This window comes from Roseburia sp. AF20-18LB (genome assembly GCF_003461185.1).
Lineage (GTDB): Bacteria > Bacillota > Clostridia > Lachnospirales > Lachnospiraceae > Roseburia_C > Roseburia_C amylophila.
Map to the genome: position 1 here is coordinate 868636 of NZ_QTWP01000001.1, position 18165 is coordinate 886800.

Genomic DNA, 18165 nt, shown 5'->3' on the forward strand with positions numbered 1-18165 from the left:
CTGTTTGTTTTTCTTTATGATTTTATAGTTTTCCTTTATCATTTCCGGAAATGACGGTATAATATTTATAAATACGAAAATACGATGCGTAGAAAGGCGGTTTTACTATGCTTTCAAATTGTAAAGATGCTATAGATAATTCTCCGATTATTGCAGCCATCAAGGATATGGCAGGATTGAAAAAATGTCTCACCTGCGATAGTCAGGTTATTTTTATCCTGTTTGGAGACATCTGCAATATTGCAGATATTGTAGATAAGGTCAAAGCTGCAGGGAAAACGGCTATGGTACATATTGATTTAATCAATGGCCTGTCCGGAAAAGAGATTGCTGTGGATTTCATCCGCAAATACACCCACGCCGATGGAATTATCACTACAAAACCAGTCCTTATCAAACGAGCCAGGGAATTAGAGCTTTCCACGATTCTGCGATTCTTCGTCATTGATTCCATGGCTTATGACAGCATTGAAAAGCAGCTTCGTTCTGTAAAACCGGATTACATTGAAATCCTGCCGGCACTAATGCCTAAGGTTGTATCCCGCATATGCCGGCTTTCAAAAGTTCCGGTTATTACCGGCGGACTCATTTCCGATAAAGAAGATGTAGTTTCCATGCTGAATGCCGGAGCAGTCTGCATCTCATCTACGAATCCGGATGTGTGGTTTTTGTAATATGATTTTCAATTAATTTTATACAATTTCTATTTGTAACGAATCAGGAGGGTTCCTATGACAGAATCAGAAAAAATGAAGCTGGGACTTTGGTATGATGCCAATTATGACCAGGAATTATCAGAAGAACGTGAGAAAGCCGAAGATTTATATTTCACTTTCAACCATACTGCACCAAAGGAAAAGGAACTGCGGGAAGATATTCTTAAAAAACTGCTTCCAAAAATGGGTGAACGTGTTACCATTCTCTCCCCATTTTATACCGATTATGGTTATAACTGTAACATTGGCTCTGATTGCTTTATCAATCACAATGCCTATCTGATGGACTGTGCTCCAATCACTCTTGGCAGCCACTGTTTTATCGGTCCAAACTGCGGCATGTATACAGCCGTTCATGCTACCATCGCCGAAGAACGCAATCTTGGGCTGGAAAAGGCGCTTCCGATTACTATTGGCGATAACGTCTGGATGGGCGGTAATGTCACCATTCTTCCAGGTGTCACCATTGGTGGAAATACCATTATCGGTGCCGGAAGCGTCGTCACAAAGGACATTCCTTCCAATGTCGTTGCCGCCGGTAATCCATGCCGTGTTCTCCGTCCGATTACAGAGGCCGACCGCATTGCAAAGAAATAATGCATTTCATCATAATTACTTCTTTCTTCAAAATATTCTTCTTTTTAAATCTACTTTCTTATTCTTCTTATCAACACGCCATTTGACAAAAGTGTGGAATCAATGTAGTGGCGGGCAAGCAGGATTTCTCCCTGCTGTTCCACTTCAACATCTTCTTCACAGCAGTTGATGATTACCTCCACATAACAATCCGGAAAATCCACTTTCCGGAACTGGATAACACGCTTGTACTTGGCATAATCATTTGGGAAATGGAAATTGCGGCTTTTTAAAAGAGGTTCCTGTCTGCGCAGATGAATCAATGTTGCAATAATTTTGCTGCGCTCAGCATATTTTCCAGCCTCAATATCCTTCCAAGGCATACAACGTCTGCAATCCGGATCATAGCTTCCCTCCATTGCAATTTCCGTTCCGTAATAAATGCAAGGACTGCCCGGCATTGCAAATAATACTGCAATCTGCGCAAAATACTCATCCAGATTTTTCACATCCGAGCGGAGCCGCTTTGTATCATGAGAATCCAGAAGATTGAAAAGCACATCATTGGTCTGCTGCATATAGCTTGTATAGCAGCGGTTAATCGTATACTCAAAATCCTCATTGGTCAGACTCTTATCAATCCAGAAATCCTTAATACTTTGTCCCAGTGGATAATTCATAACGGCATCAAATTCATCCCCGCGAAGCCACGGAAGTGCATTGTGCCAGATTTCTCCGAGGATATAAATGTCCGGGTTAATTTCCTTCACTCTGGCATGCAGCTCCTTACAGAATCGATGAGATACCTCATTTGCCACATCCAGACGGATTCCGTCAATACCATAATGCTCCACCCAGTTTGCACAGATGTCTACAAAATATTTTCTGACTTCTGGGTTATTGGTATTGATTTTCGGCATTCCATCATAAAAGGCAAAGGTATAAATCTGTTTTTTCTTTGCAGCCTTTCCATTCCGGTCAAAAGGCCATTCATTTATCATAAACCAGTCATAATATTCTGATTCCGGTCCTTTTTCAAGAACATCCTGCCACGGTGCAAAATAATATCCGCAATGATTAAACACGCCATCTAACATTACACGGATGCCACGTTTATGTGCTTCTTCCACCAGATGAATCAATGTCTCTTCATCTCCGAACCGTGGGTCTATCTTTGTATAATCCGTCGTATCATACTTATGGTTGGATGGTGACTCATTGATTGGTGTCAGGTATAATCCATTGATTCCAAGATTCTGCAGGTAATCCAGCTTACTTGTGATTCCAGCCAGATCTCCGCCAAAGCATTCCTCATTTTTCACTCTGCCATGCTCACGCCACGGCACTACATCCTCCGGGTCAATGGAATGGTCGCCGTTACAGAAACGGTCCGGGAAAATCTGATACCACACGGTATCGTTTACCCATGCAGGTGTACGCGGCACATCGCACGGATTCATCCACGGAAATACAAAACACTGGCGGCTTCTGCCTTCCAGATGCATCTGCTCATCACTGACAAATCCATCCTCAAAATAGAACCAGCTTTCATTTTCTGTCTGTAACTTAAAATAATATTTCAGACGTTTATACTCCGGTCGGACGGTTGTTGTCCACCAAATCTGATTTTTCAGACGCTTCTTATAAATGATTGCCTCTTCCGTTCCATCCCAATGCTCTCCGCCACCTAAGATACCAGCAGCAAATGGGTCTCCTGATATGATGGATACCGATTGCACATCATATCCCGTCTTAATATTAATAATTAACTCATCTTCATTCAACGGATAACAATAATTGTCACTCGCCTGATGATAAACTGCATTAAAATCCATTTGTTTCCTCTTTCTCTTTGCGATGTATCTGTCTTTAAATTATAACATATTTCTTTTCATTTCTCTTTATCATTTTTTTCAAATACAGGTATAATAGTTACAAAGATTCAGAAAGGCGGTTATATTATGCTTTCCAACTGTAGAGACGCTATGGATAATTCACCGATTATTGCGGCGATTAAAGATATGACAGGATTAGAAAAATGTCTGACCTGTGACAGCCAGGTTATTTTTATTCTGTTTGGAGATATCTGCAATATTTCAGATATTGTAGACAAAGTGAAATCTGCCGGAAAAACCGCTATGGTACACATTGATTTAATTAATGGTCTTTCCGGGAAAGAGATTGCCGTGGATTTCATTCAGAAATTTACCCGGGCTGACGGTATTATCACTACCAAACCAGCCCTTATTAAACGAGCCAGGGAATTAGAACTTTCCACGACTCTGCGTTTCTTTGTCATCGATTCCATGGCTTACAGCAGCATTGAAAAACAACTCCGCTCTGTTAAACCGGATTACATCGAAATCCTGCCGGTACTGATGCCTAAGGTTGTATCCTGTATATGCCGGAGCTGTCTGCATTTCTTCTACCAATCCGGATGTGTGGTTTCTGTAAACTCCAACTGAAACTGGAGATTTATTCTTTCTATATTGAATTAGTTCGCTTCCAATACTTTTTTATTCTATATACGTGCAAAGATGTTGACTATTCAACTTTTAACTGTTATGCTTTTATATGTTGAGTATGCAACATTTTTTTATGTAAATAACGGAAAATAATACACTTTTCCGTAGCTTTATGGAGGCAGCTATGATTGAACGATTTGAAACCTTTACCACCAATATTGCATCGATTTACAAAAACATTGTAAAAATAAAGAAATATGAGATGAACAAAATTGGTCTTAAGGGCACTCATGTTACATGCATGAATTTTCTAAACAATTCTCCGGAAGGTCTTACTGCCGCTGAAATCTGTGTTCTCGCCAAAGAAAACAAGGCTGGTATTTCCAGGGCGCTTGCCGACCTCCTAGAACAGGGGCTGGTAGAATATGTCAATGCAGAAGATACATCCGACAAGCGGAAATACCGCGCCAAGGTCATCCTGACACCCAAAGGGATTGCTTATGCCCAAAAAGTAAATGCTGCAATCAACAATGCGGTATCTTTTGGCGGCTCAGATCTTTCCGATGAAACCCGGGCTGTTTTTTATTCTGCATTAAAAACAATTTCCGCAAACTTAGAACAATATTGTGATGAATTAGAAAGGAATGATGATCATGAATAAATGTAAAGCTGCATATTGCAGAATTTTTCAGAAATGTTTTAAAATTGCAATCCCTTTTTTGCCTTACAGACATCCGGAAGTTTTTTACAGCACTTCCAAACTGACCGGGCTTTTTGAAGAAAAAGGCATTGATACTATATTAATCATTACAGATGCCGGTATCCGCAAATTTGGTCTTTTAGACCGGATGCTTATGCATTTTGACCACCATAACATCCATTATTTTATCTATGATAAGACAGTCGCTAATCCAACTACAACAAATGTAGAAGAAGCAAGAGTGCTTTATCTTGAAAAACATTGTGATGCTATCATTGGTTTTGGTGGTGGCTCCAGTATCGACTGTGCCAAGGCCGTCGGTGCAAGAATTGCAAAGCCTAAGCAGTCTTTATCCAAAATGAAAGGTATCTTAAAAGTGCATAAAAAACTGCCTTTATTGGTTGCGATTCCGACAACTGCAGGAACCGGAAGCGAAACCACTCTCGCTGCTGTTATCACAGATGCCCAGACAAGACATAAATATGCCATCAATGATTTTCCTTTAATTCCTGCATATGCTGTATTAGACCCGAAAGTAACCATAAGCCTTCCGCCATCTCTTACCGCCACCACCGGTATGGATGCCTTAACCCACGCCGTAGAAGCTTATATTGGCGGTTCTACTACAAGGCATACCAGAAAATATGCTAAAAAAGCAACTAAATTAATTTTTGACAATATCTACAAAGCATATGACGACGGTCAGAATATAGAAGCAAGAAAAGAAATGTTGAAAGCCTCTTTCTTTGCCGGATGTGCTTTTACCAAATCCTATGTCGGCTATGTCCATGCCGTAGCCCACTCCCTTGGCGGTAAATATAATATTCCACACGGGCTTGCCAATGCGACAATACTTCCGATGGTATTAGAAGATTATGGTTCTACCATTTACAAAAAGCTTTACCAACTTGCTGTTTATGCAGGTATTGCTGACGAATCCGATGATCATGCAGTAGCTGCTGATAAATTTATCTCTGCCATCAAAGACATGAAAGAATATTTCCAGATTGGTGATACTTTTTCCGAGATTCAAAAAGAAGATATTCCGGAACTTTCCAGATATGCCGATAAAGAAGCGAACCCGCTTTATCCGGTTCCAGTTCTGATGAATGCAAAAGAGCTCGAAAAATACTATTATATGCTTATGCCAGAGGAGGAAAAATAATGACTGAAGCTGAAATAACAGAACTTGTTTCTACGCAGCGCAATTATTTTAAAACCGGTGAAACATTATCTGTTGCTTACCGGATTGCCGCTTTAAAAAAGCTGAAAAATACTATTTTAAGCCATGAAAATGAAATTTTAGCAGCGCTTAAGGCTGACCTTGGAAAATCAGCCCACGAAAGCTATATGTGCGAAGCCGGACTGGCTTTAAGTGAACTTACCTATATGATAAAGCACACCAGAAAATTTGCCAGAGAAAAAAACGTTCATACGCCCCTTGCACAATTTCATTCCAGAAGCTACAAAAAACCGTCTCCATATGGTGTTGTACTGATTATGAGCCCCTGGAATTATCCTTTTCTGTTAACCATTGACCCATTAATCGATGCAATTGCCGCGGGAAATACTGTCATTTTAAAGCCAAGCGCCTACTCACCTAACACAAGTGCCATCATCACATCTCTGATAAAAGAATGTTTTGAAGAGAAATATGTAGCAGTTGTAACCGGTGGCCGGGCAGAAAATACGGCTCTTTTGCAGTCACACTTTGACTATATATTCTTTACCGGAAGTCAGGCGGTCGGCAAAACTGTCTTAGAGCATGCAGCTTCCCACCTTACTCCGGTAACACTTGAGCTTGGTGGAAAAAGTCCCTGCATCGTTGCAGCAGATGCCAACCTGAAATTAGCTGCCAGACGAATCGTATTCGGGAAATATCTCAACTGCGGCCAGACCTGTGTGGCACCGGATTATGTATATTGCGATGAGCAGATCAAAGATGCTTTGCTCTTAGAAATAAAAAAAGAAATCATCCGGCAATATGGGGAATCTCCTCTTGAGAATTCCGATTATGGCAAAATCATCAACGAAAAGCATTTTCATCGCATCAATGGGCTGATTGATTCTTCAAAAGTAATTTATGGCGGTAATTCCAACGAAGAAACGCTGCAGATTGAGCCAACCGTCATGGATCATGTGACTTTTGAAGATGCCGTCATGTCAGAAGAAATCTTCGGTCCGGTTATGCCTGTATTAACTTTTTCACATATGAGTGAAGCTACCGGCAAAATTAATTCCATGGCTCATCCTCTTGCACTCTATATCTTTACTTCAAGCAAAAAGACTGCAGACGAAGTCATTTCCCATACTGGTTTCGGTGGTGGCTGTATCAACGATACCATCATTCATCTTGCCACAACAGAAATGGGCTTTGGCGGCTTCGGTGAAAGTGGCATGGGTTCTTATCATGGTAAAACCGGATTTGATACCTTTTCCCATTACAAAAGCATCGTTGATAAAAAAACCTGGATTGATCTGCCTATGAGATACCAGCCATATACTTCTCTTCATGACAGGCTTATCCGGTTCTTTCTGAAATAACCGGAAGATATTTCGGGTATTTTCCAGAGAAATTGTCTAATGGCTGAATGCACGCTCTATTACCTGAATGCTCGGGCTATCGGCTAAGCTCTAAGCTATTTGTCTACATGCACGCTCTATTGGCTGGCAGGGAGCTTTAAAAGCGCCCTGCTTGTTTATATATCTATTGTAAATATCTGTCTATCATCTCTTCTATAATTTTAAAATCCAGCACATTCTGTTGAGTTTCAAATGTAAGTATCAAATTTTCACCCGGATATATTCCGTTCTTTTCATAAGATTCAATCTTTCTTATTGCTGCTCTTGCATATTCAGGGTTATCCATCATGCCCTCATGTTCCCAATAAATTTCCTTTCGCTTTTTTCTGGAAAAGAATGTAAAATCCGGATAAACAATCCCATATCCTTTTAAATATAATGGTTTTTCATATCTATATAAGATTTCTTTTCTATAAAAGAAGTCTGCCAGCATTTTTTCTGTTTTTGATCTCACACGTTCCCCTTTTTCCGTAATAATAACCGGCACTCCCTCCTGAAATTCTTTTCCCTTGTATTCTCTCCTATACCATTCCATTTCCAATTGCTCCTCTGTTGGTTCCACCGGAATCACGAATGCTTTTCGGGCAGGATGCTCCTTCTTATATACTTCTTCAATTTCATTATCATGATATGTCCCAACCAGCGATTTCATTTGTTGCAGCCGTTTTTCTGCTATTCTCAATACTTTTTCATCATATGATTTTTGAGCTAATTTTCTCACTAAATCCATCTCGGATTTTTGAAGAAATTTTTGGCATTTCATATCATTCTCTTTTTTCACATGATAAAACTGAGTATAATTATGAGATTTTGATACCCTGAGCGTTCCCTCTGGCATATCTGCCAATTCTTTTCTCAGCTTTCCAGCAATCTTCTCCAATCTCAAGTATTCCTCTATCAATAATTTTCTTAACCCCTTCATGCATTTCCTCCACTTCTTATTAATTGCAATAAATAACTCTACTTTTCCATTCTATTACAGTTGTTTTTTCTCCCCTCTCATTTTCAGCTGCAACTTTTCGCCCCTTTCTACATCCTTTTTCCCGAAATGTTCATTTTGTGCTGTAACTGTGCCATCTTTTCTACAGCTTTTTTCACGAATCTCTCATTGTGTGCTGTAACTGTGCCATCTTTTCTACAGCCTTTTTCTCGAATCTCTCATCCTGTGCTGTAACTGTGCCATCTTTTCTACAGCTTTTTTCTCGAATCTCTCATTTTCGGCTGTAACTATGCCTTCTCCTCTACAGCTTTTTTCTCGAATCTCTCATTTTCGGCTGTAACTATATCTTCCCGTCTACAGCTTTTTCCCTGAATCTCTCATCCTGTGCTGTAACTATGTCTTCTCCTCTACAGCTCTTTCCCTAAATCTCTCATCCTGTGCTGTAACTATGCCTTCTTTTCTACAGCACTTTTCTCGAATCGCTCATTTTGTGCTGCAATAGTCGCCAGTAGCAGCTTGTAAATGTAATCATATTCTGATTATGATAATGCTTATCATTAAATTGTAACGGTAATCTGAAATTATATAATCTTGATTTCTGTTAAAATAATGCTATTTATAAGACTATTTCTATATATTGGAAAATGTGTACCCGACCTGGTACTTAGATAAAAATCCCGGAAGCCCAAAGCTTCCGGGAATATTGTTTGAATGTTTTGAATATAATTCGGAAACGACTAACGTTTGCTGAACTGTGGAGCACGACGTGCAGCTTTGAGACCGTATTTCTTTCTTTCTTTCATACGTGGGTCTCTTGTTAAGAATCCGTTAGATTTCAGAACTGGTCTGTAATCTGCATCAACGGTAAGTAATGCTCTTGCAATACCATGACGGATTGCTCCAGCCTGTCCTGTATATCCGCCACCTTTTACGTTTACCAATACGTCGAACTTGTCGGCTGTCTCAGTAACTGTTAATGGCTGACGAACGATAACTTTTAAAGTCTCTAATCCGAAATATTCATCGATATCTCTTTTATTTACTGTAATCTTACCTGTTCCTGGTACTAAATATACTCTGGCAACAGAGGATTTTCTTCTTCCTGTTCCGTAATACTTTGTATTAGCCAATGTTTTTTACCTCCTATTAAAATGTTAAAGCTTCTGGTTTCTGAGCTTCATGCTTGTGGTCTGGTCCTGCGTATACAAATAATTTAGTATACATTTCTCTTCCTAAAGGTCCCTTTGGAAGCATTCCCTTAACAGCGAACTCAATAACTCTTTCTGGATGCTTTGCTAACATTTCCTTTAATGTAGTCTCTTTCATACCGCCTACATAATCGGAATGATGGTAATAAATCTTCTGGTCTAATTTCTTACCTGTTACTTTAATCTTCTCTGCATTTACAACGATTACATAATCACCTGTATCGATATGTGGTGTAAATGTTGGTTTATTCTTTCCTCTTAATACTTTAGCAACTTCTGATGCTAAACGTCCTAATGTCTTTCCATCAGCGTCTACTACATACCATTTTCTCTCAATGGTTGCTGGACTAGCCATAAAAGTTTTCATTGGTTTACCTCCTTGAAATTATAAGGAACATATACATTCTGCGTAATGTCCGGACGCAGTCCGCTTTGCGTTCCACACTATTGTTTCTATAGTTGAAATGTCGCTCCGGGGCTTTGGATTGACATTCTTGTACTATGTCAGACTTAGATATTATAGTACACGACCCCTCGTGTGTCAAGTAAATTCTCTACAAATATTTTCCACAACATTCGCCATATACCATCTATCTTATTATCATAAATATTCGATTCCAATCATCGTTAATCCCTGTGCCGGTGCCGTTGGTCCTGCAGCACTTCTTTCCTTTGCCGCAAGAATTGTTTTTATCTCTTCCGGCTCTATCATTCCCATGCCTGCCTGAAGCAGGGTTCCTGCAATAATCCGGACCATATTATAAAGGAATCCATTTCCAGTAACACGGATTGTAATGATATCCTCCTGCCTGCTTACCGTCAGCTCATAAATGGTACGAACCGTTGTTTCAACCACTGCCGCTGTAGCACAGAAGCTTTTAAAATCATGTTCTCCCCTTAAATATTCTGCCGCCTGCTGCATCTTCTCTAAATCCAGCTTGCGGTAACAGAAATATGTGTTATTCCGATACATCGGAAGCGGAAACTCCCGGTTTAAAATCCGGTATTCATAGGTTTTCCGGCTGTCACAGTGTCTCGGATGAAAATCAGCTGGTACTTCCTCTGATTTCTGCACTACGATGTCCTCCGGAAGCCGCTGGTTCAGGGCATAAGAAATCTTTTCTGCCGGAATGCGGCTCTTCGTATCAAATACTGCTACATTTCCCATGGAATGTACACCCGCGTCCGTCCGGGATGCTCCGGTCACAACAATCTTTTCCCCTAAGAGACTGCTTAAAGTGCGGTTTAATACGCCCTCTATCGTCTCTCCGTTGGGCTGCACCTGCCAGCCGTGATAATTTGTGCCATCATAGGCTACAATTAGCTTCACCCGTTTCAATCGGTTTGGGGCAGATGGTGCTTTCTGTTCTTCTGTTTTCTCTATGTTCACAGCTGGATTTATCTCTATACTCATAATGGGAATGCTCCCGGAAGTATGCCGGCTGCCATACCGGACAATACGTTAGTCCAGAGGATACGAAGTCCGATAACCGCTGCAAGATATACCAGTAAAGTCAGATATGCCATGCGGTCACGTTTCTGATAATGAAGCGGTTTCATCTTGGTTCTGCCTTCTCCTCCACGATAACAGCGGGCTTCCATTGCCATCGCAAGGTCATTGGCACGGCGGAATGCAGATACAAATAACGGCACCAGAAGCGGCACCATATTCTTCGCTTTCTGAATCAGATTTCCATGTTCAAAATCTGCTCCTCTTGCCATCTGCGCCTTCATAATCTTATCTGTCTCTTCGATTAAGATAGGGATAAAACGTAATGCAATAGACATCATCATTGCAATTTCATGTACCGGGACTTTAATATATTTTAATGGAGATAACGCTTTTTCCAGACCATCTGTCAACTCATTTGGTGTTGTGGTAAGTGTCATCAGCGAGGTTCCGATAATTAAGAAAATCAGACGAACCATCATGACAACAGCATTTTTCAATCCCTCATAAGTAATGGTAAAAATCCAGAAGGAAACCAGCTTTGTTCCCGGTGTCAAAAACAAATTAAATACCGCTGCAAATAACATAATCAGTACAATGGTTTTCAATCCTTTAACCATATAGGAAAATGGCACCTTTGACAGCTTGATTAATACTACCAGAAAGATTGCTGCCAGTATAAATGCCGGTAGTCCCTTAAATACAAACAGGGAAATAATATAAATCAGCGTTCCAAATAATTTTACCCTCGGATCCAGCTTGTGAATGACTGAATCTGCCGGATAATATTGTCCTAATGTAATATCTCTTAACATACTGTTCCATCCTGTCTCTTTGTTATCACACGCAGGATTTCATCCCGTGCCTCATCTACTGTAGTTGCATCTGTACTCACCGGAAAGCCTTCCTCTTTTAACTCATGCATCAGATAAGTTACCTGAGGTGCAGCAAGTCCGATTGCTTCTAATTCTTTATAATGACGGAATACTTCCTTCGGGACATCATCGAACATAACCTGTCCCTGATTCATTACGATAATCCTGCTTACATATTTTGCTACATCTTCCATGCTATGGGAAACAAGGATAATCGTTATCTTTCGTTCCTTATGCATTGCTGCAAGCAAATCTAAGATTTCATCACGACCCTTCGGGTCAAGTCCCGCTGTCGGTTCATCTAAAATCAGCACCTCCGGCCGCATGGCAAGCACCCCTGCGATTGCCACCCGGCGTTTCTGTCCACCGGATAAATCAAATGGTGACTGATAATATAATTCTTCCGGAAGTCCTACGCTCCGTAATGCTTCAAATGCCCGAAGTCCTGCCTCTTCCTTGGTCAGTCCCTGGTTCTTTGGTCCAAAGGATACATCATCAAAAATAGTAGTTTCAAAAAGCTGATGCTCCGGATACTGAAAGACAAGTCCCACTTTACTACGCAGGGCTTTCATATCAAAGTCCTCTTCGTAAATATCCTGTCCATTATAATAAATGCCGCCGCTGGTAGCTTTTACCAGTCCGTTCAAGTGTTGAATTAGGGTGGATTTACCGGAACCGGTATGTCCGATGATACCGATAAATTCTCCATCTTCTATTTTCAGATTAACATCCTTTAAGGCATGTATCTCATAGGCAGTGCCTGAGCTGTAAACATAATTTAATTCATTTATTAGGATTGACATAGCTTTTTCAACGCCTCCGTCAGTTCTTCTCTGGTCAGGATTCCATCCGGTATATCCAGTCCCGCTTTCTTAAGTTCATATGCCAAAAGCGTAATCTGCGGTACATCCAGACGATATTCCTTCAACCGTTCCACCTGGGAAAAGATGCTGCGCGGTGTTCCCTGCATCACAACTTTTCCTGCATCCATAACATAAACATGGTCAGCATCAACTACTTCTTCCATATAATGTGTAATCAGAATGATGGTAACACCTTTTTTCCGGTTCAGTTCATGGACAGCCTCTAATACTTCTTTTCTTCCAACCGGGTCTAACATAGCTGTCGGCTCGTCCAGAACAATACACTCCGGCTGCATTGCCATAACTCCGGCAATTGCCACACGCTGCTTCTGTCCGCCGGATAATTTATTTGGGGAATGCTCTCTGTATTTTAACATGCCAACCGCTTTTAAACTTTCTTCCACGCGCTGCCAGATTTCATCTGTCGGCACACCTATATTTTCCGGGCCAAATCCGACATCCTCTTCAACCACGCTTGCAATAATCTGGTTGTCCGGATTCTGGAATACCATTCCGGCACGCTGTCTGATATCCCAGATGTTCTTCTCTTCTGTGGTATCAAATCCATCTACCCAGAGACTTCCTTCGGTCGGCTCCAGAATTGCATTGATATGTTTGGCAAGTGTTGATTTTCCGGAGCCATTATGTCCCAGCACTGCAATAAAATCGCCTTTTTTCACATCCAGGCTTACTTTATCAAGTGCAGTCTGGATAGACTCCACATTGCCTTCTTCATCACGTCTTATATATTCATGTACCAAATCTTTTGCTTTGATGATGCCCATAATTTACCTTTCTACCAATGTAATCTGTGCAGTTCACCCGCCAGCCGCATATGGTCAAAATTGTTCTGGCGCAGTGCTTCATATAATACGATTGCTGCTGAATTGGATAAGTTTAAGGAACGGGTATCTCCGATCATAGGAATCCGGATACACTCATCCGGATGCTGTATCAGAATTTCTTCCGGAATACCCGCACTTTCCTTTCCAAACATAATATAACAGTCCGGCTCATAATTTACTTCTGTATAAACATGGCGCCCCTTGGTGGTTGCCATATAAATCTTTGCACCCGGATTCTTCTCTAAGAAATCCTCATAATTGACATATCTTGTCACATCCAGCTGGTCCCAGTAATCCATTCCTGCCCGCTTGATTGCTTTCTCTGTCAGATGGAAGCCCAGCGGCTCAATCAGATGCAGTCTGGTTCCGGTTGCTACACAGGTTCTTCCGATATTTCCGGTATTATAAGGAATCTCCGGCTCATAAAGTACGATATTAAGCTTCGCCATTGTTCCCGCCTCGCAATCCTGTTATGTAACGCTCCATACGGTCTAATGCCTCTTTCAGATTATCTAGGGAATAAGCATAGGAAATACGGATAAATCCTTCTCCGCAGTCACCAAATGCAGTTCCCGGAACAACCGCTACCTTCTCTGTCTTTAAGAGATTGGTGGCAAATTCTTCAGAAGTCATTCCAAATTCTTTGATACATGGAAAACAGTAAAAGGCTCCATATGGTTCAAAACACTCCAAGCCCATTTCTTCAAAACGGTGCATCAGATATCTTCTTCTGCCATTATATTCTTCCCGCATTCTCTGGACATCTTCATCCCCTGCCCGAAGTGCATCCACTGCTGCATACTGTGAGGTAGTCGGTGCACACATAATTGCATACTGATGAATCTTTAACATCTGGTCTAAGATGATTCTCGGTCCACAGGCATAGCCCAAACGCCATCCGGTCATCGCATGGGATTTGGAAAATCCATTGATAACAATGGTACGCTCCTTCATGTCAGGAAGGGATGCGATAGAAATATGTTTCTCGGTATAAGTCAGTGCAGAATAAATCTCGTCACTGATGACAAAGAGGTCATGCTTCTTTACTACCTCTGCCACTGCTTCTAAATCCTTTTTCTCCATGATTGCTCCGGTCGGATTATTCGGGAAAGGCATAACAAGAAGCTTGGTTTTTGGTGTAATTGCCGCTTCTAATTCTTCTGCAGTCAGACGGAAATCGTTTTCTGCCTTAAGATTAATCGGCACCGGCACACCATTGGCAAGCACGGCACATGGCAGATATGATACATAACTTGGCATCGGGATTAACACTTCATCGCCCGGGTCAAGCATGGCACGCATGGCAATATCAATTGCCTCGCTTCCGCCCACGGTTACTACGATTTCATGCTGATAATCATACTGCAAGTCATAATTACGGAATAAGTATTTTGCAATTTCTATTTTTAATTCTTTTAATCCGGCATTGGAAGTATAGAAGGTACGTCCCTTCTCTAAGGAATAAATTCCCTCATCCCGGATATGCCATGGAGTATCAAAATCCGGCTCGCCTACTCCTAAGGAAATAGCATCTTCCATCTCATTTACAATATCAAAAAATTTCCGGATTCCAGATGGCTGTATCGTTACGATTGTTTTTGATAATGGATTTCTCATGGTATCATCTGTATCCTTTCATCTTTTGATTTTGCTGCCATAATGGTTCCGTGGTCTTTGTATTTTTTCAAAATAAAGTTGGTCTGTGTACTTAATACGGAGTCTAATGCAGAAAGTTTCTCAGATACGAACTGGGATACTTCACGCAGGCTCTTTCCCTCGATGGTCACCAAAAGGTCAAAGCTTCCTGAAATCAGATATACAGAATTTACTTCCGGATAATTATAAATACGCTCTGCTACTTTATCAAATCCCATACCACGCTGCGGAGTAACCCGTACTTCAATTAATGCGGATACTTTTTCTACGCCGGCTTTATCCCAGTTAATCAAGGTATGATAGCCACAGATGATATTTTCTTTTTCCATTGCTTCTAATTCATTCATAACGGCTGCTTCTTCTACGCCTAATATAACAGCCAGCTCTTTTAAATCGATTCTGCTGTTCTTCTCTATAAAGGTTAAAATCTTCTCTCTCATGCTTCAATTCCTCCAATTGATTTCTGATTTACTACTGAATTACTTTATATAATTCATCCGTCTTCGGTGGTTCTAAAAATCTGCATTCGTCCTCATTCATAAGCACGCGGTCATTTCCCGCAGTTGCTTTTCCGATTACCGTTGCCTCAATACCATTTTCCTTTAATCTTCTGATCAGCTCATTTCCATCAGCTGCTGCCATCAGCATACAGCCGCTGGATATCAGTTCATAGGGATTGATATGGAAAAACTCACAGACTTCTACTGTCTCCTGCCGAAGCGGAATCTTCTTTAAGTCGATTTCCAGTCCGACGCCGGATGCTTCTGCCATCTCCCAGAGTGCTCCGAATATACCGCCCTCTGTTACATCATGCATTGCTCCCACGCCAGACTTCACGGCGGTGGCGGCCTCCGGCATTACAGATAAATACCGGTCAAGAGCCTGTGCCTGTTCTACAAAATGCCTGGAAAAATGAGTACAGAGTTCTTCTTCCTTTTCATGGGCAATAATAGCTGTTCCCTCTAAGCCAATCCACTTAGTGGCAATGATGTCCATGCCCGGTTTTGCTCCTCCGGTAGAAATGAGTCCGTTCTTCTTTACCTTCCCTACACCGCATACAGTAACCAGTGGCTGATTTACCACCCTGGTAATCTCGGTATGTCCGCCCATAATCTGAACGGACACCGCCGCGGCAGCCTCTTCCAGCTCCTGCATCAGTTGTTTCAAAAGGCTTTCTTCCGTGTGCTCCGGCAGCAATATGGTTAACATAACTCCAATTGGTTCTGCTCCGGCACTTGCCAGGTCATTAGTAGTAATGAGAATTGCCAGCTTTCCGATTTCATGGATTGTTCCTGTAATCGGATCCGTAGACATTACAAACATCTCATCCGGGGCAAGGGTAAGGGCAGCACAGTCTTCTCCCACGCCTGCACCTAACACAACTTCCTTTCTCTTCGTATGCAATTGTCTGATTACGGAGCGTTTTAATACGCTTTCCGGCACTTTTCCTATCTTCATAGATTCTTCTTCCCATTTTTACAGCATAAGGCTGTCTCATAGCCGAGGCAGCCTTTCTTGCTTCTTATTTACGCGGGTGGCGATAAAAATCGCATGCCTGCATCATCTTTCACCGTTTTACTGGGCGGCTGCAGTTCCATCTCCGGTTCCTGTATCCGGTGTCGTCGGTGTTGTTGGTGTTGTTGGTGTTGTTGGTGTAGTCGGTGTCGTCGGTGTTGTTGGTGCGGCAGGTGCATCAGCCGGTGGCTCTACTCCACCGGAAGCCGCCTGTTGCTGCTGCTGCGCTGCAGCTTCTGCCGCTCTTGCCGCTACCGCATCTGAGCACCAGGTTGCTGCTGCAGAACGGATAATTGCTTCATCCTGCGTTGCAATCGCTGCATTCATTGCTCCAATTGCCTCTTCATTATCAGAGCCCATACCAACAGAAATAATTCTAGGTGTTGCTTTATATTTACTGGTATTAAATACCTCTCTGCTTTCTTCTACGCCATCTACGGTAACAATCTTCCAGAGTTTTGCCGATTTACCGATGTGTGCTTTCTGAACGGTTACAGTTCCAATCGGGTCTTCGGTAGTCTGCACCTGAATAGTCGGCTCTTCTTCACTGACCGTTTCACTGACAAAGTTTACCTGACGGTCAGCCGGTCTTGTCTCCTGACCAAATACGTTGAAATATACAATACCGCCGCTGCAGTATCCTTCAATATAAATCGGAGCCTCCTGATTATTCTTAAATTTCAAATCCTTTAAATTGCTGGCAATCGCTGCATCCATAGATGGCTGTACATATGTTACCAGCATGGAATGTGCATAACGCTCGGTAATATCCAGTTCTGCACGGATAACCGCATTATAAAGCGTTGTGGAAACCTGACATACCCCACCACCATAAGATTCTACGGTTGTACCATTCTCATATGCACCTGCCAGTTCATATCCACCGGAAGCGTCCAGTGGTGCAATAGCTTCATACACAGAAAATTCCTCTCCTGGGTAAAGTACGGTTCCATCGATTTTACTTACCGCATTTTTTACATTTGCCACACGACCGGCAGAAGAATCACTGAAGTCGGTAGAGAAAGAGCCCAGTAAATCCTTTACCTTGGAAAGTTCTTCTGCAGTTCCTTCCGGCTCTACCACATTTGCTACCAGACTGATGGTTGCATCTCCGCCCTTCCATTCTTCGGTAAAATATTTCTGTAAACTTTCTACAGAAGCATCCTCATCTACTTCGATACCTTCCTGGCCATCGATGATTTTAAATTCACCATCCTCACGTGTAAGGCCATTGTTGACCGCTTCCTGGTTCAGCTCTTTGGCGTGATTTTCCAGAAAACTTTTTGTGGTGTCTGTATCTACGGTATATATAATATCAAATACTTTATTTTCCTTTTCCAGATCTTTCTTCGCTTTGTAACGCTCCAGAAGATTTCCCGTACGGGTATAATTCATTGCTTCTTTTACGATATCCTTATTGCTCCAGCTCAATCCCAGATCAGAAGGGCTTGCCTTTACACTGTTTTCTGCAGCGGACAATTCAAAGGTTGCATCCTCATAAGCAGATACTGCTGCTTCTACAGCTGCCTCTGCATCTGATTCACTCATTCCGCCTACAGACACATCCCCGATATATACGTTCTGTGGAATCACTTCTGCATTTTCATCCGCTTTCACAATTGCGGTTGCTGATACACCCGCTGTTACTGCGAGTACCAGTCCCAGAATCGGAAGCACTAATTTTATTTTTTTCATATTCTTCCTCTCAATCTCTTAAACCCTCAAGACATTTTAAAGCTTTTTATTCACCAGATTACACTGTGAAAGTTTTGC

The 18165-nt window shown here is 41.7% G+C and carries 19 protein-coding genes; 6 read left to right on the forward strand and 13 right to left on the reverse strand.

Features of this window, described 5'->3' with window-relative positions:
- Positions 1–107 precede the first annotated feature (107 nt).
- A complete protein-coding gene (locus DWX65_RS04165) occupies positions 108–674 on the forward strand; it encodes a glycerol-3-phosphate responsive antiterminator (RefSeq protein ID WP_117841659.1) in 567 nt (188 codons plus the stop codon).
- A 57-nt stretch (positions 675–731) separates the two neighbouring features.
- Complete coding sequence (locus DWX65_RS04170) at positions 732–1313, forward strand: sugar O-acetyltransferase (RefSeq protein ID WP_118172857.1); 582 nt, start codon at positions 732–734, stop codon at positions 1311–1313.
- 50 nt (positions 1314–1363) lie between these two features.
- Here DWX65_RS04170 and DWX65_RS04175 read toward each other — a convergent pair whose 3' ends face one another.
- Positions 1364–3127 carry a glycoside hydrolase family 13 protein gene (locus DWX65_RS04175; RefSeq protein WP_117947738.1) on the reverse strand — a complete coding sequence of 588 codons (1764 nt, stop codon included), beginning with the start codon at positions 3125–3127 and terminating at the stop codon, positions 1364–1366.
- Positions 3128–3253: 126 nt separating this feature from the next.
- Here DWX65_RS04175 and DWX65_RS04180 point away from each other — a divergent pair, with 126 nt between their 5' ends.
- From DWX65_RS04180 to DWX65_RS04195, 4 genes are all read left to right on the forward strand, one after another.
- Positions 3254–3757 (forward strand): glycerol-3-phosphate responsive antiterminator, encoded by a 504-nt coding sequence (locus DWX65_RS04180; RefSeq protein ID WP_330414742.1) that lies wholly within the window; start codon positions 3254–3256, stop codon positions 3755–3757.
- Positions 3758–3941: 184 nt separating this feature from the next.
- A complete protein-coding gene (locus DWX65_RS04185; protein ID WP_158564694.1) occupies positions 3942–4418 on the forward strand; it encodes a MarR family winged helix-turn-helix transcriptional regulator in 477 nt (158 codons plus the stop codon).
- A complete protein-coding gene (locus DWX65_RS04190; protein ID WP_118172859.1) occupies positions 4411–5622 on the forward strand; it encodes an iron-containing alcohol dehydrogenase in 1212 nt (403 codons plus the stop codon). The genes DWX65_RS04185 and DWX65_RS04190 overlap by 8 nt, the downstream gene beginning before the upstream one ends.
- The gene (locus DWX65_RS04195; RefSeq protein WP_118172860.1) at positions 5622–7001 is read left to right on the forward strand and encodes an aldehyde dehydrogenase; all 1380 of its coding nucleotides are present in this window, start codon (positions 5622–5624) and stop codon (positions 6999–7001) included. The genes DWX65_RS04190 and DWX65_RS04195 overlap by 1 nt, the downstream gene beginning before the upstream one ends.
- 163 nt (positions 7002–7164) lie before the next feature.
- Here DWX65_RS04195 and DWX65_RS04200 read toward each other — a convergent pair whose 3' ends face one another.
- The 12 genes from DWX65_RS04200 to DWX65_RS04255 form a co-directional block, all read right to left on the reverse strand.
- Positions 7165–7962, reverse strand: coding sequence for a hypothetical protein (locus tag DWX65_RS04200; RefSeq protein WP_022243602.1), 798 nt, complete (start codon positions 7960–7962; stop codon positions 7165–7167).
- A gap of 755 nt (positions 7963–8717) precedes the next feature.
- Positions 8718–9110, reverse strand: coding sequence for a 30S ribosomal protein S9 (rpsI, locus tag DWX65_RS04205; protein WP_022242745.1), 393 nt, complete (start codon positions 9108–9110; stop codon positions 8718–8720).
- A 16-nt stretch (positions 9111–9126) separates the two neighbouring features.
- A complete protein-coding gene (gene rplM, locus DWX65_RS04210) occupies positions 9127–9555 on the reverse strand; it encodes a 50S ribosomal protein L13 (RefSeq protein ID WP_022242744.1) in 429 nt (142 codons plus the stop codon).
- Positions 9556–9789: 234 nt separating this feature from the next.
- A complete protein-coding gene (gene truA, locus DWX65_RS04215) occupies positions 9790–10527 on the reverse strand; it encodes a tRNA pseudouridine(38-40) synthase TruA (protein WP_118172917.1) in 738 nt (245 codons plus the stop codon).
- Positions 10528–10598: 71 nt separating this feature from the next.
- Positions 10599–11453: an energy-coupling factor transporter transmembrane component T family protein gene (locus DWX65_RS04220; RefSeq protein ID WP_118172861.1), complete on the reverse strand. Its 855-nt coding sequence runs from the start codon at positions 11451–11453 to the stop codon at positions 10599–10601.
- The gene (locus tag DWX65_RS04225) at positions 11447–12316 is read right to left on the reverse strand and encodes an energy-coupling factor transporter ATPase (protein ID WP_118172862.1); all 870 of its coding nucleotides are present in this window, start codon (positions 12314–12316) and stop codon (positions 11447–11449) included. The genes DWX65_RS04220 and DWX65_RS04225 overlap by 7 nt, the downstream gene beginning before the upstream one ends.
- Entirely contained in the window at positions 12304–13161 is an 858-nt protein-coding gene (locus DWX65_RS04230) for an energy-coupling factor transporter ATPase (protein ID WP_117841650.1), read from the reverse strand. Before DWX65_RS04230 ends, DWX65_RS04225 begins: the two co-directional genes overlap by 13 nt.
- An 11-nt stretch (positions 13162–13172) precedes the next feature.
- Entirely contained in the window at positions 13173–13670 is a 498-nt protein-coding gene (locus DWX65_RS04235) for a tRNA (cytidine(34)-2'-O)-methyltransferase (protein WP_022242739.1), read from the reverse strand.
- Positions 13657–14838 carry an aminotransferase class I/II-fold pyridoxal phosphate-dependent enzyme gene (locus DWX65_RS04240; RefSeq protein ID WP_118087814.1) on the reverse strand — a complete coding sequence of 394 codons (1182 nt, stop codon included), beginning with the start codon at positions 14836–14838 and terminating at the stop codon, positions 13657–13659. Before DWX65_RS04240 ends, DWX65_RS04235 begins: the two co-directional genes overlap by 14 nt.
- Positions 14835–15317, reverse strand: a complete 483-nt coding sequence (locus DWX65_RS04245; protein WP_117841648.1) for an Lrp/AsnC family transcriptional regulator — start codon at positions 15315–15317, stop codon at positions 14835–14837. Before DWX65_RS04245 ends, DWX65_RS04240 begins: the two co-directional genes overlap by 4 nt.
- 31 nt (positions 15318–15348) lie before the next feature.
- Complete coding sequence (locus DWX65_RS04250; protein WP_118172863.1) at positions 15349–16335, reverse strand: AIR synthase family protein; 987 nt, start codon at positions 16333–16335, stop codon at positions 15349–15351.
- A gap of 117 nt (positions 16336–16452) precedes the next feature.
- Positions 16453–18087 carry a VanW family protein gene (locus tag DWX65_RS04255; RefSeq protein ID WP_118172864.1) on the reverse strand — a complete coding sequence of 545 codons (1635 nt, stop codon included), beginning with the start codon at positions 18085–18087 and terminating at the stop codon, positions 16453–16455.
- Between the last annotated feature and the right edge of the window lie 78 nt (positions 18088–18165).

Bases quoted from the DNA above. Each gene is read 5' to 3' on its own strand.
- DWX65_RS04165 (WP_117841659.1), top strand. From the start codon at position 108: ATGCTTTCAAATTGTAAAGATGCTATAGATAATTCTCCGATTATTGCA.
- DWX65_RS04170 (WP_118172857.1), top strand. From the start codon at position 732: ATGACAGAATCAGAAAAAATGAAGCTGGGACTTTGGTATGATGCCAAT.
- DWX65_RS04175 (WP_117947738.1), bottom strand. From the start codon at position 3,127: ATGGATTTTAATGCAGTTTATCATCAGGCGAGTGACAATTATTGTTAT.
- DWX65_RS04180 (WP_330414742.1), top strand. From the start codon at position 3,254: ATGCTTTCCAACTGTAGAGACGCTATGGATAATTCACCGATTATTGCG.
- DWX65_RS04185 (WP_158564694.1), top strand. From the start codon at position 3,942: ATGATTGAACGATTTGAAACCTTTACCACCAATATTGCATCGATTTAC.
- DWX65_RS04190 (WP_118172859.1), top strand. From the start codon at position 4,411: ATGAATAAATGTAAAGCTGCATATTGCAGAATTTTTCAGAAATGTTTT.
- DWX65_RS04195 (WP_118172860.1), top strand. From the start codon at position 5,622: ATGACTGAAGCTGAAATAACAGAACTTGTTTCTACGCAGCGCAATTAT.
- DWX65_RS04200 (WP_022243602.1), bottom strand. From the start codon at position 7,962: ATGAAGGGGTTAAGAAAATTATTGATAGAGGAATACTTGAGATTGGAG.
- rplM (WP_022242744.1), bottom strand. From the start codon at position 9,555: ATGAAAACTTTTATGGCTAGTCCAGCAACCATTGAGAGAAAATGGTAT.
- DWX65_RS04220 (WP_118172861.1), bottom strand. From the start codon at position 11,453: ATGTTAAGAGATATTACATTAGGACAATATTATCCGGCAGATTCAGTC.
- DWX65_RS04225 (WP_118172862.1), bottom strand. From the start codon at position 12,316: ATGTCAATCCTAATAAATGAATTAAATTATGTTTACAGCTCAGGCACT.
- DWX65_RS04230 (WP_117841650.1), bottom strand. From the start codon at position 13,161: ATGGGCATCATCAAAGCAAAAGATTTGGTACATGAATATATAAGACGT.
- DWX65_RS04235 (WP_022242739.1), bottom strand. From the start codon at position 13,670: ATGGCGAAGCTTAATATCGTACTTTATGAGCCGGAGATTCCTTATAAT.
- DWX65_RS04240 (WP_118087814.1), bottom strand. From the start codon at position 14,838: ATGAGAAATCCATTATCAAAAACAATCGTAACGATACAGCCATCTGGA.
- DWX65_RS04245 (WP_117841648.1), bottom strand. From the start codon at position 15,317: ATGAGAGAGAAGATTTTAACCTTTATAGAGAAGAACAGCAGAATCGAT.
- DWX65_RS04250 (WP_118172863.1), bottom strand. From the start codon at position 16,335: ATGAAGATAGGAAAAGTGCCGGAAAGCGTATTAAAACGCTCCGTAATC.
- DWX65_RS04255 (WP_118172864.1), bottom strand. From the start codon at position 18,087: ATGAAAAAAATAAAATTAGTGCTTCCGATTCTGGGACTGGTACTCGCA.